General features: G+C 42.7%; 6 protein-coding genes and 2 rRNA genes. 6 read left to right on the top strand and 2 right to left on the bottom strand.

Translation table 11 applies throughout. From position 1 onward, the window contains the following. Positions 1–6 precede the first annotated feature (6 nt). Together FR932_RS16440 and gorA are read right to left on the bottom strand one after the other, a co-directional pair. Complete coding sequence (locus FR932_RS16440; protein WP_019442506.1) at positions 7–2,031, bottom strand: methyl-accepting chemotaxis protein; 2,025 nt, start codon at positions 2,029–2,031, stop codon at positions 7–9. A gap of 238 nt (positions 2,032–2,269) precedes the next feature. Then, complete coding sequence (gorA, locus tag FR932_RS16435) at positions 2,270–3,625, bottom strand: glutathione-disulfide reductase (RefSeq protein ID WP_019442505.1); 1,356 nt, start codon at positions 3,623–3,625, stop codon at positions 2,270–2,272. 257 nt (positions 3,626–3,882) lie between these two features. Between gorA and prlC the strand changes: the two genes are divergently transcribed. From prlC to FR932_RS16405, 6 genes are all read left to right on the top strand, one after another. Further along, entirely contained in the window at positions 3,883–5,922 is a 2,040-nt protein-coding gene (gene prlC, locus FR932_RS16430) for an oligopeptidase A (protein WP_019442504.1), read from the top strand. Positions 5,923–6,132: 210 nt separating this feature from the next. Further along, a complete protein-coding gene (locus tag FR932_RS16425) occupies positions 6,133–9,156 on the top strand; it encodes a sensor domain-containing protein (protein WP_019442503.1) in 3,024 nt (1,007 codons plus the stop codon). Positions 9,157–9,261: 105 nt separating this feature from the next. Then, complete coding sequence (locus FR932_RS16420) at positions 9,262–10,026, top strand: class I SAM-dependent methyltransferase (protein ID WP_019442502.1); 765 nt, start codon at positions 9,262–9,264, stop codon at positions 10,024–10,026. A gap of 144 nt (positions 10,027–10,170) precedes the next feature. Further along, a complete protein-coding gene (locus tag FR932_RS16415; protein ID WP_019442501.1) occupies positions 10,171–10,881 on the top strand; it encodes a helix-turn-helix transcriptional regulator in 711 nt (236 codons plus the stop codon). Positions 10,882–11,459: 578 nt separating this feature from the next. Then, positions 11,460–13,000, top strand: a 16S ribosomal RNA gene (locus tag FR932_RS16410). Between the two features lie 299 nt (positions 13,001–13,299). Then, positions 13,300–16,198 (top strand): 23S ribosomal RNA (locus FR932_RS16405). Together the 16S and 23S rRNA genes form the textbook arrangement of a ribosomal RNA operon. Positions 16,199–16,228 lie beyond the last annotated feature (30 nt).

Below are 16,228 nucleotides of genomic sequence, written 5' to 3'. Positions count from 1 at the left end.
TAGAGGCTAAAATGCATATTCCTCGGCAACTTCAGTTAACTTATCTGCCACGGTTAACAGGTTATGGGCAGATTGTGTTGCGCCTGTTGCCACGGAGCGTGCAGAATCTGCGCCTGCAGAAACATTACTGACATTACGTTCAATTTCTGCAGCAGCGAGGCTTTGCTCTTCAATCGCACTGGCAATCTGACCGTTAATAGCGACTATTTTATCGACGGATAAGGTAATGGCTTCAAATGTATTAGAAGCCTCTTTGGCTTGCATGACGCCCATGTTGGCTTGCTCTCTACCTACCGCCATGACTTTAACGGATTCTTTCGCACCTGATTGTACGCGTTCTATCATCACTTGAATTTCATTGGTCGATTGTTGAGTACGGCTGGCGAGCGTTCTTACTTCATCGGCGACCACCGCAAAACCACGGCCTTGCTCACCGGCTCTGGCTGCTTCAATAGCGGCATTAAGCGCGAGTAAATTAGTTTGATCGGCAATACTTCGGATCACTTCGACAACACCACCAATATCGGCGCAATGACTTTCCAGTTTTTGAATCGTTTGACTTGATGTTTCGACTTCAGATGCAATAGCATTAATAGCGATAATGGTTTGGTCAACAACTTGCTTACCTTCTAATACCGCGCGTTCAGCATCATGGGTTGCGCCCGTGGCATCACTGGCATTCTCAGCCATATCTGTTGATGTGGTTGCCATCAGTTTAATTGCAGCCGCTATCTGATGCGTTTCGGTTTGCTGTGCGGTAATGGTTGTTTCAGCTGAATTGGTTTTATCGGTAATGTCTTGTACCGAGCTATGCACGTCGACCGCACTGCTATTGAGCTGTTTGACCAAGGTGCGCATACCATCAATGGTGCTGTTAAAGTGCTGGGCAATAATAGCCAGTTCGTCATTGCTGACAATATTCACATTTTGCGATAGATCGCCATTTGATACATTTTGCGCCACTTGACTGATACTGCGTATTGTTTCTGTTAGCGAGATATAGATACTTAATAAGATCACCAAGCAAACTACAAATAAGACGATCAGTATGGTGTAAAAAATATTCAGTTCGCTGTTTTTCTCACTGAGTCTAACGGTTATTTCATTACCTAAGGTATTAAAAGCCACTTCATATAAATGTGTAATCTTGACTTGTAACTTATCCCCCAGGCTATAGAGGGTGTTAGGGTCGATTTTAATCTCGGCAGAGACGGTATTAATCAATTGGCGATCGAGTAAATCATCGAGTGTCGCCATCGTCGTTTTGATCTGATTCAGTGGTGCCGTTAAAATATCACTATAGCTTGGGTTGATAGCTAGGAGCGCTTGCACATCATTATTGCTGGCAGAAAATATAATGTTGAGCTGGTCGATACGGCGACTTAAATCATCAAAGCTGGTGGCGGTAAAGGTGGCAAATGCAGCTGTTTCTGCCGCTTTATCTGTTACTTGATAAGTAAAGTCGAGTAATCTAGGCAGTTGGGTTTGCGTTAAATTAATGAGGTAATAACTGCTCAGGTGCGAATCAAATAATAACTTACTTTCACTGTTGATCTCACGCGTACCAATACGCAAATTTTCTAGCATTAAATCAACGGCGTAAAAAATCTCTTCCGGTAATAAAAAATCACTGTCCGCTTTTAACTGTTGCCAATCAGTCGTTATTTTATCAAACGCAGATAATTGTGAGCCTGTCCCGGCAGTATAAGCACGGTAATATTGATTAAAAGTATTTTCTGCGAGGGTTTGCGCTTGCGCTATGTTCTCATCACCAGGTCCGAGCTCTGCGACCTCTAGGCTTAATAAATGGCGATATTCAATAAATTTGTTCGCTACTTCAGGTAGGGCTTGAAGTAATTTATAACCTTGTAATTCAGACTCTGCAAAAGCGATATCTTTTTGTGTTTGCGAGATAATAGTTGAAGAAAAAAATACAATGGGTGTAGTAAGCAATAAAATCACTAGACCAAATTTTTTCTGAAATGATAATCGGCTAATCAAGTAGGTGATTGGCTGCAATAATGTGCCCATAAAAATATCCTTATCAATATGGTTAGGCGTCGCTAGCGTCGAAGTATGGGTAAGTGCCTAATGCTAAGGCCTCAACAATATAACCAGTTGTTGCTATGATGTTAAGTATTTTGGCCGTGTATTTAACAATTAAACAGGTGTTTCGTGATCTGTATAGTGAGATCGAAGGGATTGTTGAAATGAAAGAGGGAAATTGATGTGCATATCAAATATATGCACATCAGAATAGGCGCTGGATTTAGCGCATAGTAACAAACTCTTCCGAGCCTGTTGGGTGGATAGCGACAACGCTATCGAAATCAGCTTTTGTTGCGCCCATTTTCATCGCCACACCAAAACCTTGGATCATTTCGTCCACAGCAAAACCAATACCATGTAGACCTACAACAGTTTCATTTTCACCAGCGCAAACCAGTTTCATTTTACAAGGTTGGCGGTTTGATGTGATAGCTGTATACATAGCAGTAAAGCCAGACTGGTATACTTTTACGTTTCCTTCACCGTACTGCGTAATTGCTTCTGGTTCAGTTAAACCGATAGTACCAATCGGTGGGTGACTAAATACCACGGTCGGGATCAGGTTATAATCCATTTTCGCCGTTGTTTTACCGTTGAACAGACGTTCTGATAATTGGCGACCAGCCTTAACAGCGACAGGAGTCAGTTCAACACCGCCTTCCATGATGTCACCAACACAGTAGATACCATCCACATTGGTATTTTGGTATTCATCTACTTTAATGTAACCACGGTCATTGGTTTCAACACCGGTAGCAGCAAGATTAATTTTGTCTGTAGAAGGGTGACGACCAATAGCCCAGATTAGCGTATCAACATTTTGTGATTCACCGTTCTCAAGGTGTAGCGTGATAGAGCCATCAGCTTCTTTTACTACTTCTTTTGGTACTGAGTTCGTGTGTAATGTAGGACCTTCGGTATTCATTACATCAACCAGCGTTTCAATGACCATAGGATCAAAGCTACGTAGTGGTGATTCTTTACGTACGAACAAGTGTGTTTCAGACCCTAGACCGTGTAATACACCCGCTAATTCAACGGCAATGTAACCTGCGCCGATAACAGCAACGCGTTTTGGCTGTTCTGTTAGTTCAAAGAAACCATTTGAGTCAATACCGTGCTCAGCACCTGGTACGTTTGGAATCGTTGGCGCGCCACCTGTTGCAATTAGGATATGATCGGCGGTGTATGTTTCGCCGTTTACTTTGACTGTATTTTTGTCTTCAAAAGTCGCGAAACCTTTGATTACAGTTACCTTGTTATTACCAAGTACATTGTCATAAGAAGTATGAATACGGCTAATATACGCTTCACGTGCCGCGACTAATTTACCCCAATCAAGGCCTTTGCTTTCAACATCAAAGCCATAGTCTTTTGCATACAGGTGCATTGCTTCGGCGATTTGAGCGCCGTGCCACATGACTTTCTTTGGTACGCAACCAACATTCACACAAGTACCACCAAGTGCGTTAGCTTCGATGATGGCAACTTTTTTACCGTACATTGAAGCTCTGTTTGCTGATGCAATACCGCCGCTACCACCGCCAATGGCAATATAATCAAAATGTTGTGACATATTCATAGTCCTTAATTGAGAAGATGAGCTTATTATATGACTAAGTTCATGCTGTTGTTTTGTAATAAAGTTAATCACACAGTTTAAACTGAATTGAGAGATATTATTAGTAGGTAAAGCCATTCAGGGTCATTACTTTTACCTATCAATGCTAAATCTGATGGACTCGACACGTGTCGATATTTACTCGCTATACTTGAAATTATCATTTTATAGCCGCATTAACTAATTAATATCATTATAAATAGGATGACTCTATGACTAACCCACTTTTGACTATGACAGGCTTGCCCCCGTTCGCGAGTATTAAACCCGAGCACATAGTGCCTGCAGTAACACAAGCGATTGCTGATTGTGAAGCGGCGATTGTTAACGTATTAGCGAATGATGATACCGTCACTTGGGCTAACTTGGTTGCGCCTTTAGAAGAAAGTGATGATAGGTTAGGTCGAGTTTGGTCGCCTATTGGCCACTTGAATGCGGTTGTGAGCAGTGACGAGTTACGTGAAGCACATGATGCTTGCTTACCGTTACTGTCTGAATACTCAACGAAAGTTGGACAGAATCAGGGATTGTTTTTAGCTTATCAGCAATTACATGATAGCGATGAATTTGCAACGTTATCAACGGCACAGCAAAAAGTGCTCACCAATGCACTGCGTGATTTTAGATTGTCGGGTATTGATTTGGTCGACAATGACAAACAGCGTTATGGCGAGATCACGAAACGTTTATCACAACTGACATCAACATTTAGTAACAATGTGATGGATGCGACCTTAGGTTGGCAGAAAGAGATCACTGATGAGGCACTACTCATTGGTTTACCTGAGTCAGCAAAAGCCGCCGCAAAAGCAACGGCTGAAAGCAAATCATTAACAGGTTATTTGTTTACCTTAGACTTTCCAAGCTACTTACCTGTGATGATGTACTCTGAAAATAGAGAATTACGTCGTGAAGTGTATGAGGCATTTTGTACCCGTGCATCCGATGTCGGTCCTAATGCTGGCCAGTGGGATAACACAGCAATCATGGCTGAAATTATTGCTCTGCGTCACGAGCTTGCTGAATTACTTGGTTTTGCGCATTTTGCCGAAAAATCGTTAGCGACAAAAATGGCTGAAACACCAGAACAAGTGATTGAATTCTTAACTGACCTTGCAGATAAATCTGTATCGCAAGCAGATGTGGAACTCGCTGAGATCCAAGCCTTCGCCAAAGATAACTTTATGGCAAAAGACTTGGAAGCGTGGGACCTCACTTTTTATGCAGAAAAGCTGAAACAAGCGAAGTACACTATTTCAGATGAAGAACTGCGTCCATACTTCCCCGAAGACCGTGTTGTAAAAGGCATGTTTGAAGTGGTTAAACGTTTATTTGGTCTTAACATTATTGAAGAGCTCGGCGCCGAATCTTGGCATGCCGATGTTCGTTTCTTCGAGATATTCGATGAAGAAGGTGCATTACGTGGTAGCTTTTATCTTGATTTGTACGCACGTGAGCATAAACGTGGCGGCGCTTGGATGAATGATTGTCTAACGCATCGTATTAAAGCGGATGGTGAACTGCAAAAGCCCGTCGCTTACTTAACCTGTAACTTCAACAAACCGGTTGGTGATACGCCAGCGCTGTTTACTCATAATGAAGTGACGACGTTATTCCATGAGTTTGGTCATGGCTTACACCATATGTTAACGAAAGTTATCCCCGCTGCAGTATCTGGTATTAACGGCGTGCCTTGGGATGCAGTTGAGTTACCAAGTCAATTTATGGAAAACTGGTGTTGGCAAGAAGAGGCATTAGCATTCATCTCTGGTCATCATGAAACTGATGAGCCATTGCCAAAAGCGATGTTAGATAAATTATTAGCAGCTAAGAACTTTAATTCAGCAATGGGCATGTTACGCCAAATTGAATTTAGCTTGTTTGATTTCCGTATGCACATGGAATACAACCCTGCACAAGGTTCGAATATACAATCGGTACTAAATTCGGTACGTGAAAAAGTATCAGTGCTACCGGCTCCAGCGTTTAATCGTTTCCAAAATGGTTTCTCACATATCTTTGCTGGTGGTTATGCGGCAGGTTATTACAGCTATAAGTGGGCTGAAGTATTATCTGCAGATGCCTTTTCACGTTTTGAAGAGGAAGGTATTTTTAACGCTGAAACTGGTCGTGACTTTATGAGTTGTGTACTAGAACGTGGCGGTAGTGATACCCCTATGGCGTTATTCGAGCAATTTCGTGGGCGTAAGCCAAGCACAGTCGCATTATTAAATCACTCTGGTATCAGTTAATGCGATGGATAACTTGCCGTAATAGATAGGTTATAGCGGTTATAATTTAGTTTTGATTTTAAAACAGTGGTAAATTGTGTATTCTCTTTGCGTGATATGTACCACTGATTTTTTAGTGCAAAAGTATTACCATAGTCCTAAATTGGCTAGGTAATACTGAATTGATATCCATCTGCCGCAGCTAAACAAATCAAATTCTGGATAGGATCTATGATCGATACTCTCACGCCTAGTGATATAAACAGTGATATTAAAATTGATACACCACCATCGCTAGACGTTAATAACCTTGATCTATTTCTCACCAATCTAGCGACATTACTACGTATTGATACTCTTTATGTCGCGACTGTTTGCCCTCAATCTTTTGAGTTGACGATCTTATCTTGTCTGCAGCAGGGGGAATTAGATAACGAACTTGCGCTCGATTTCAAATCCATGCCTTGTTTTGCAACGTACCAGCGTGGTTATGCAGAATATGCGCAGGGGTTATATTCTCGATTTCCCGAACAAGAATTACTTCAAGAATGGCAAACTGAAGCCTATTTAGGTATTCGTTTACATGATGCATCCGGCCTGCCTATAGGTGTATTATCGGCATTCTTCCCTCGCCAACTATCTAAACATAAACTGGAATTAAATTTAATTCGTTTAGTTTCTGGTTTTTTAGAAAGAGAACTCCAGCCGATACAGATAAAAACATTACCTGTCATCATCGATACAGCCAGTACCGATACTATTTGTACTGATAATCATGCTAACGCAGAGCTAAGTGCTTATACGCTGTGGTTGAAAGATAATATTGCTAAAGGTCGGTTAAGTAGTTGGAGTTATTATCTTCGCCAGGATAAATTAGAATGCTCCGACTCTGCTGCTAGTATCATTGAAACCAATGATGTTAAGAAAATCGATAAACTTGAAGCATTGTTAGCATTAGTTCATGATACCGATAAAAAATCGGTATTACGTGATTTTCATCATGCAATGGGAGCTAAATCTGCGACATCTATTCGCAGTATTTTTAACATCACGACATTACTCGGTAATTCAAAACGCATTCAAAGTGATATTTATCCTATTGTTGATGAACTCGGACAGATACATCGACTGGACTGTATTAGTAAAGATATCACCGCGGAAGAATTAACAAAAAAACGAGCGTCTGCACAAGAGCGTATTCTTGAGACTATTCTGGCCACAACCTCTGTGGGATTAGTCAAATTAAATACCAATCGTGAAATTGAATGGGTGAATAAGCAGGCATGTAAAATGTTTGGTTATGAATTGGAAGATTTCCATCAATTACGTGAAAAAGGCAAATTAAATACGAGTAGCCTGAACCTATATTTCGATGATGATAAAGGCCTGTTTGAAGAATACTACCAAGATATATATGCCAATAAGCGGAATAATTTCACGCTTAATGCGCGTTACCGTCACCGCGATGGCAGTATATTGTGGACTAAGTTAACAGTGACAGCAGTTCGGAATGATATTAATCAAATTCAATATTTCATTAATACCATTCAAGATCTCACTGAAGAACAAGATAACAGACAGCGCTTGTCGATCATTGAAAGTGTGTATAGACACAGTGCTGAGGGGATCATGTTATGTGATGCAAATGAAAAGATTATTGATGTTAATCCGGCATTTGAAACTATCACTGGTTATAACGCTGAGGATGCAATAGGACGTACACATGATTTATTACGCTCTGGTGTCCATGATGAACAATTCTATAATGATATTACCGCTGTATTGTTGAAACACAATGAATGGAAAGGTGTTATTTGGAGCCGTAACCGTGAAGGCGATATTTTTGCTCAGCAAGTGACATTATCAAGTATTAAAGAAGGCGGTAAACTTAAATATTTCTTTGCTGTTTTTACGGATGTGACCAAAGAGAAAAAAACCGAACAACAGATCATTACACAATCCAATTTTGATGCGTTAACGGGCTTACCTAATCGCCAATATTTTAGTGCTGAAATGCATCAGATTATTGATAAATCAGCTAAGAATAATGAAAAGTTTGCCATCATTTATATTGATCTCGATGATTTCAAATCAGTAAATAATTCAGAAGATTTTAAAGCGGGTGATCGTTTATTAAAAGAAACGACTGAACGACTGAAATATCGCAGCAGAGATAGTGATTTTCTTGCCCGTATTGATGGTGATGAATTTGCCTTTATTATTCCTGATGTCTTTAATAAACGCCAAGCTGCTGTATACGCCAAACAGTTGCAAGGGGTTTTTGCGCAAGCTTATAAATTGTCTAATCAACAGCGCTATGTGACCGCGTCTGTCGGTATTACTATGTACCCAGAAGATGGCGTATCAGTTGAAGCATTAATGCAAAGTGCAGAGCAAGCTGTATTTGAAGCAAAGCGCAACGGGCGTAATCAATGCGTTACTTTTACCCAAGAACTAAGTGATGCGGCGATTCTTAAACATCAAACTGTTGTCGAATTAGCAGAAGCGATAAAACGCGGTAATCTTGACGTTTACTACCAACCCATTATTGATAATGCGACGGGGAAAATCGATAAACTGGAAGCGTTAGTGCGTTGGCAACATAAGGATAGAGGTTTCATTTCTCCTGCCGAGTTTATTCCGCTTGCTGAAGAAGGCGGGTTGATCCAGAGTTTGGGTGAGTACGTGCTCGATCAGGCCTGTTGCGATCTGAAAATAATGCATGAGGCTGGTTTCCCTTACATTGAAATGAGTGTGAACCGTTCAAGTCTAGAGTTTAAGACTGTCGATATGCAGGCCTCAGAATGGCTAAAAGTGATCGCTTCACATAATTTACCTTACGCATCGCTGACAATGGAGATAACGGAAAGTTTGTTGATGGATATGGATGGTCAGTATATGCAACGTATTAATGCGTTAAAGCAAGCTGGTGTCAAAATTGCCATCGATGATTTTGGAACCGGTTATTCGTCATTAAACTATTTACGTAGTTTACCTGCCGACATCGTTAAAATTGATCGTAGTTTTATTATTAACATTCCAGATAACCAACAAGATAACTTGTTACTGGATGGTATTATCACTATTGTTCATAACTTAGGGATGAAAGTCGTCACCGAGGGTGTAGAAACACAAGCACAGCTGCACTATTTACAAGAAAAGAAATGTGACTATTCACAAGGCTTCTTATTGTGCCGGCCAATTCCACTGCATGAATTAATGGAATTCATTACTCAAAATGAAAGTGTTTTTTAAATAACACTTTTATCTAATCATCAACTGAATTTAGGTTGTATTGGTATTTCTTGCTAATATAGGCATTTGAACTCGAATAATTAAACCTAACCTTATCAGGCAACCATGAACAGCATACAAATAATCACAACAGATTCACTATTTTCTGATCACATTGCAGCACTTGCTAAACAATGGGGATTCTCTCTTGAACCTGTGGCTGATGCTCAATTTCAATTGCTCTATTCTGATAAGGGTCTTGAGCTATTTAAGCTTGATGAACCAAAATTAGGCGCTGTATATGTTGATTTTGCTGGTGGTGCTGTTAATCACCGTCGAAAATTCGGTGGTGGCAAGGGACAAGCGATTGCCAAAGCTGTCGGTTTAAAATCAGGCGTGACCCCGTCTGTATTGGATGGCACTGCGGGTTTAGGTCGTGACGCTTTTGTATTAGCATCATTAGGCTGTAACGTCACCATGCTGGAACGTTCGCCTATTGTGGCTGCATTACTTGAAGATGGTTTAAAGCGCGCCGTGCAAGATGAAGAGATTGGCAGCTGGATTGGTACACGACTAAAATTAGTATTTGCATCGAGTCTGTCAGAATTAGAAGTGCTAGGTATCGCACCAGATGTTGTCTACTTGGATCCTATGTATCCACATAAGAAAAAATCGGCGTTAGTTAAAAAAGAAATGCGTGTATTTCAATCATTAGTTGGTGCAGATTTAGATGCTGACGGTTTGTTTGCACCTGCAATGCGCGTTGCGACTAAGCGAGTTGTGGTTAAGCGCCCTGACTATGCTGAATATATTGCCAATGCAGAACCGAGTATGGCGATTGAAACAAAGAAAAATCGTTTTGATGTTTATGTCAAACAGGCAATGAAATAACTTATATGCTTTATGTGAGTAGTTATTAATATCGGGTAGATATTTTATTTTAATATAATATATGGAATGAGGCTCAAGGTTTTTAATGTTTAGCTGTGCTAACTTTGCGACCCAAATGGGCCTAACTATAGACGAGGGATAGTTGTGCTACTTGAATTAGATAATATTGAGAACGAATTGACGAGTTCATATGTGTTTACAGACGAAGACCACCGCCTTTTACGCTCTTATGATGGCGTAATTGAAGGTATTGCGACGTTATTTGGTAAACAGTGTGAAGTGATCTTGCATTCATTAGAGAGTGTAGACCGTTCTGTCATTAAAATTGAAAACGGTTTTAATACCGGCCGTGTTGAAGGGTCACCAATTACCGATTTAGCACTTAAGATGCTACAAGATATATCGGCGCAAAATAAACAATGTTCAAAAGCGTATTTTACGCAGACTAAAGATGGCCAAATGATGCGTTCTATGACGATCGCAATCAAAAACCGTTCAGAAAGAACCATTGGTTTAATTTGTATTAACATTAATATTGGTGCGTCGTTTATTGATTTTGTGCAGGAGCTATTACCTACTCCTGAAGCAAGGGAAACTGAACTGTCTTCAGAGAACTTTGCTACCACGGTCGAAGAATTGGTTGACCGCTCAGTAGAAGAAACAATTACTGATATTAATAATCGTACTGATATTGCGAATAATGCTAAAAACAAGCACATCGTTATATCACTACATCAACAAGGTATTTTTGATATTAAAGACGCAATCAATATGGTTGCAGATAAACTGAATATTTCAAAACATACTGTGTACTTATATATACGTCAAATTAAATCTGATGAAGCAGAGTTATAAGGTTTAGCGTTATAGATAGCTATTATCTACATCCTCTTATTCTGGGAAGATGAATGTATAAGTATAGAAAGGTGATTATCGTATGATTAATCACCTTTTTTTTGCTCTTATTTTATAAACTTACACTTAACAGCCTAGATGTGGCTGATTATCGTACGTTGTAAGGAGCTGGATTAATTAGTCGATATAAAACTTGCCAAGCAAGTCAGGATCTCTATAATGCGACCTCACTGACACGGCAACAGCCGCTCAGTAAGGTGTTTAAAAGCAACCTAGGTTACTTTTTAGACTTCCTGAATAAAGCATAAATATGTGCTTGACTTCAAAACTGGTTGCCGTATTATACGCAGCCTGACTACGACGCAAGACGTCAAGGTCAACGCTCTTTAACAATTTATTCAAGCAATCTGTGTGAGCACTTGCAGAGATATAATGACCAAAAATTATATCAATGTAATTGTGAACATTAAATTAAATCGAAAGATTTGGTTTTATAAACAACAAACCTTGGTTTGTTGTTGAAGTACAGAATTCATTGAGCCGACTTAATCAGCATCGCTGATTAGTCAAAAAACTTTTAATTGAAGAGTTTGATCATGGCTCAGATTGAACGCTGGCGGTAGGCTTAACACATGCAAGTCGAGCGGAAACGAAGAATAGCTTGCTATTCTGGCGTCGAGCGGCGGACGGGTGAGTAATGCTTGGGAATCTGCCTAGTCGAGGGGGACAACAGTTGGAAACGACTGCTAATACCGCATACGACCTACGGGTGAAAGGGGGCCTCTTCTTGAAAGCTCTCGCGACTAGATGAGCCCAAGTGGGATTAGCTTGTTGGTGAGGTAAGAGCTCACCAAGGCGACGATCCCTAGCTGGTCTGAGAGGATGATCAGCCACACTGGAACTGAGACACGGTCCAGACTCCTACGGGAGGCAGCAGTGGGGAATATTGCACAATGGGCGAAAGCCTGATGCAGCCATACCGCGTGTATGAAGAAGGCCTTCGGGTTGTAAAGTACTTTCAGCGAGGGAGGAAAGGTGGTAAATTAATACTTTACCACTGTGACGTTACTCGCAGAAGAAGCACCGGCTAACTCCGTGCCAGCAGCCGCGGTAATACGGAGGGTGCAAGCGTTAATCGGAATTACTGGGCGTAAAGCGCATGCAGGCGGTTTGTTAAGCGAGATGTGAAAGCCCCGGGCTCAACCCAGAACTGCATTTCGAACTGGCAAACTAGAGTTCTTGAGAGGGTGGTAGAATTTCAGGTGTAGCGGTGAAATGCGTAGAGATCTGAAGGAATACCAGTGGCGAAGGCGGCCACCTGGCAAGTAACTGACGCTCAGATGCGAAAGCGTGGGTAGCAAACGGGATTAGATACCCCGGTAGTCCACGCCGTAAACGATGTCTACTCGGAGTTTGGTTCCTTGAGAACTGGGCTCTTAAGCTAACGCATTAAGTAGACCGGGGAGTACGGCCGCAAGGTTAAAACTCAAATGAATTGACGGGGGCCCGCACAAGCGGTGGAGCATGTGGTTTAATTCGATGCAACGCGAAGAACCTTACCTACTCTTGACATCCATAGAACTTTTCAGAGATGAATTGGTGCCTTCGGGAACTATGAGACAGGTGCTGCATGGCTGTCGTCAGCTCGTGTTGTGAAATGTTGGGTTAAGTCCCGCAACGAGCGCAACCCTTATCCTTATTTGCCAGCACGTAATGGTGGGAACTCTAAGGAGACTGCCGGTGATAAACCGGAGGAAGGTGGGGACGACGTCAAGTCATCATGGCCCTTACGAGTAGGGCTACACACGTGCTACAATGGCGCATACAAAGGGCTGCAAACCAGCGATGGTAAGCGAATCCCATAAAGTGCGTCGTAGTCCGGATTGGGGTCTGCAACTCGACCCCATGAAGTCGGAATCGCTAGTAATCGTGAATCAGAATGTCACGGTGAATACGTTCCCGGGCCTTGTACACACCGCCCGTCACACCATGGGAGTGGGCTGCACCAGAAGTCATTAGCTTAACCTTCGGGAGGGCGATGACCACGGTGTGGTTCATGACTGGGGTGAAGTCGTAACAAGGTAGCCCTAGGGGAACCTGGGGCTGGATCACCTCCTTACGTAAAGTTGTTAATTTTTGTAAGTGCCCACACAAATTGCTTGAATAGAAAACGTTAAAGACGTTAGAAAGTAAAGATAAGCAACGCTTATCTTTACTTTTTAGCAAATTGCTCTTTAAAAATTTGGAAAGCTGAATAAATAAAGAAGTTCTTAAAACACGTTGTTGGATTCTTTACTTGAGATGAAAGTCTTCGAGTGAATAGTGTAACAATAATGAAGTGTTCTTGAGTATTCTTGAGGCGAAAAAAACTAGATAATACCTAGTTATTTCAATTGTACAGTCGACTTTAGATTGTATGGTTAAGTGACTAAGCGTATACGGTGGATGCCTAGGCAGTCAGAGGCGATGAAGGACGTGTTAATCTGCGTTAAGCTGTGGGGAGTTGATAAAAAGCGTTAATCCACAGATTTCCGAATGGGGGAACCCACCTTACTAAGTAAGGTATCGTAACGTGAATACATAGCGTTACGAAGCGAACCGGGAGAACTGAAACATCTAAGTACCCCGAGGAAAAGAAATCAATAGAGATACCCTTAGTAGCGGCGAGCGAACGGGGTCTAGCCCTTAAGCAGTTTGGAAGTTAGTGGAAGATTCTGGAAAGTTTCACGATACAGGGTGATAGTCCCGTACATGAAAACGACCTTACTGTGAAATCGAGTAGGACGGCACACGTGATATGCTGTTTGAATATGGGAGGACCATCTTCCAAGGCTAAATACTACTGACTGACCGATAGTGAACCAGTACCGTGAGGGAAAGGCGAAAAGAACCCCTGTGAGGGGAGTGAAATAGAACCTGAAACCGTATACGTACAAGCAGTGGGAGCAGACTTGTTCTGTGACTGCGTACCTTTTGTATAATGGGTCAACGACTTAATTTCAGTAGCAAGGTTAAGCGAATAGCGGAGCCGTAGGGAAACCGAGTGTTAACTGCGCGAATAGTTGCTGGGATTAGACCCGAAACCCGGTGATCTAGCCATGGGCAGGTTGAAGGTTGAGTAACATCAACTGGAGGACCGAACCGACTAATGTTGAAAAATTAGCGGATGACTTGTGGCTGGGGGTGAAAGGCCAATCAAACCGGGAGATAGCTGGTTCTCCTCGAAAGCTATTTAGGTAGCGCCTCGCGTCTAACTATTGGGGGTAGAGCACTGTTAAGGCTAGGGGTCATCCCGACTTACCAACCCTTGCAAACTCCGAATACCAATAAGTTCAATCGCGGGAGACACACGGCGGGTGCTAACGTCCGTCGTGGAAAGGGAAACAACCCAGACCGTCAGCTAAGGTCCCAAAGTGTATGTTAAGTGGGAAACGATGTGGAAAGGCTCAGACAGTAAGGGAAGTTGGCTTAGAAGCAGCCATCTTTTAAAGAAAGCGTAATAGCTCACTGGTCGAGTCGGTCTGCGCGGAAGATTTAACGGGGCTAAACATACCACCGAAGCTACGGATGCATGACTTGTTCATGCATGGTAGAGAGCGTTCTGTAAGCCGTTGAAGGTGAGTTGAGAAGCTTGCTGGAGGTATCAGAAGTGCGAATGTTGACATGAGTAACGATAATGGGGGTGAAAAACCTCCACGCCGAAAGACCAAGGGTTCCTGTCCAACGTTAATCGGGGCAGGGTGAGTCGACTCCTAAGGCGAGGCCGAAAGGCGTAGTCGATGGGAAACTGGTTAATATTCCAGTACTCGCTTATATTGCGATGGGGTGACGGAGAAGGTTAGGCTAGCATGGCGATGGTTGTCCATGTTTAAGGTAGTAGGCAAGTGACTTAGGCAAATCCGGGTCGCTCTCTTTAATGAGAATGCTGAGAACTGATGACGAGTCTCTACGGAGATGAAGTAGTTGATACCCGGCTTCCAGGAAAAACCTCTAAGCTTCAGATATGAGAGAATCGTACCCCAAACCGACACAGGTGGTTAGGTAGAGAATACTAAGGCGCTTGAGAGAACTCGGGTGAAGGAACTAGGCAAAATGGTACCGTAACTTCGGGAGAAGGTACGCCAATGGTGGTGAAGGACTTGCTCCGTAAGCTACTGTTGGTCGCAGAGAAATGGTGGCTGCAACTGTTTATTAAAAACACAGCACTGTGCAAAATCGAAAGATGACGTATACGGTGTGACGCCTGCCCGGTGCCGGAAGGTTAATTGATTGGGTTAGACTTAGGTCGAAGCTCATGATCGAAGCCCCGGTAAACGGCGGCCGTAACTATAACGGTCCTAAGGTAGCGAAATTCCTTGTCGGGTAAGTTCCGACCTGCACGAATGGCGTAATGATGGCCACGCTGTCTCCACCCGAGACTCAGTGAAATTGAAATCGCTGTTAAGATGCAGTGTACCCGCGGCTAGACGGAAAGACCCCGTGAACCTTTACTATAGCTTGGCACTGAACATTGAACCTACATGTGTAGGATAGGTGGGAGACTATGAAATATTGTCGCTAGATGATATTGAGTCGTCCTTGAAATACCACCCTTGTACGTTTGATGTTCTAACGTAGGTCCCTTATCGGGATTGCGGACAGTGTCTGGTGGGTAGTTTGACTGGGGCGGTCTCCTCCCAAAGAGTAACGGAGGAGCACGAAGGTTGGCTAAACATGGTTGGACATCATGTGGTTAGTGCAAAGGCATAAGCCAGCTTAACTGCGAGACAGACACGTCGAGCAGGTACGAAAAGTAGGTCTTAGTGATCCGGTGGTTCTGAATGGAAGGGCCATCGCTCAACGGATAAAAGGTACTCCGGGGATAACAGGCTGATACCGCCCAAGAGTTCATATCGACGGCGGTGTTTGGCACCTCGATGTCGGCTCATCACATGTAGGGCTGAAGTTGGTCCCAAGGGTATGGCTGTTCGCCATTTAAAGTGGTACGCGAGCTGGGTTTAGAACGTCGTGAGACAGTTCGGTCCCTATCTGCCGTGGGCGTTTGAGAATTGAGAGGAGCTGCTCCTAGTACGAGAGGACCGGAGTGGACGAACCACTGGTGTTCGGGTTGTTATGCCAATAGCATTGCCCGGTAGCTAAGTTCGGAACTGATAACCGCTGAAAGCATCTAAGCGGGAAGCAGGCCTCGAGATGAGTTCTCACTGGAGCTTTAAGCTCCCTAAAGGGCCGTTGGAGACTACAACGTTGATAGGCAAGGTGTGTAAGTGCTGTGAGGCATTGAGCTAACTTGTACTAATTACCCGTGAGGCTTAACCATACAAACTGAAGTACGACTCGTACGTAAGTG

Source organism: Moritella marina ATCC 15381 (genome assembly GCF_008931805.1).
In the GTDB taxonomy this organism is placed as follows: Bacteria; Pseudomonadota; Gammaproteobacteria; order Enterobacterales; family Moritellaceae; genus Moritella; species Moritella marina.
This window is presented reverse-complemented; position numbering and strand designations above follow the sequence as displayed.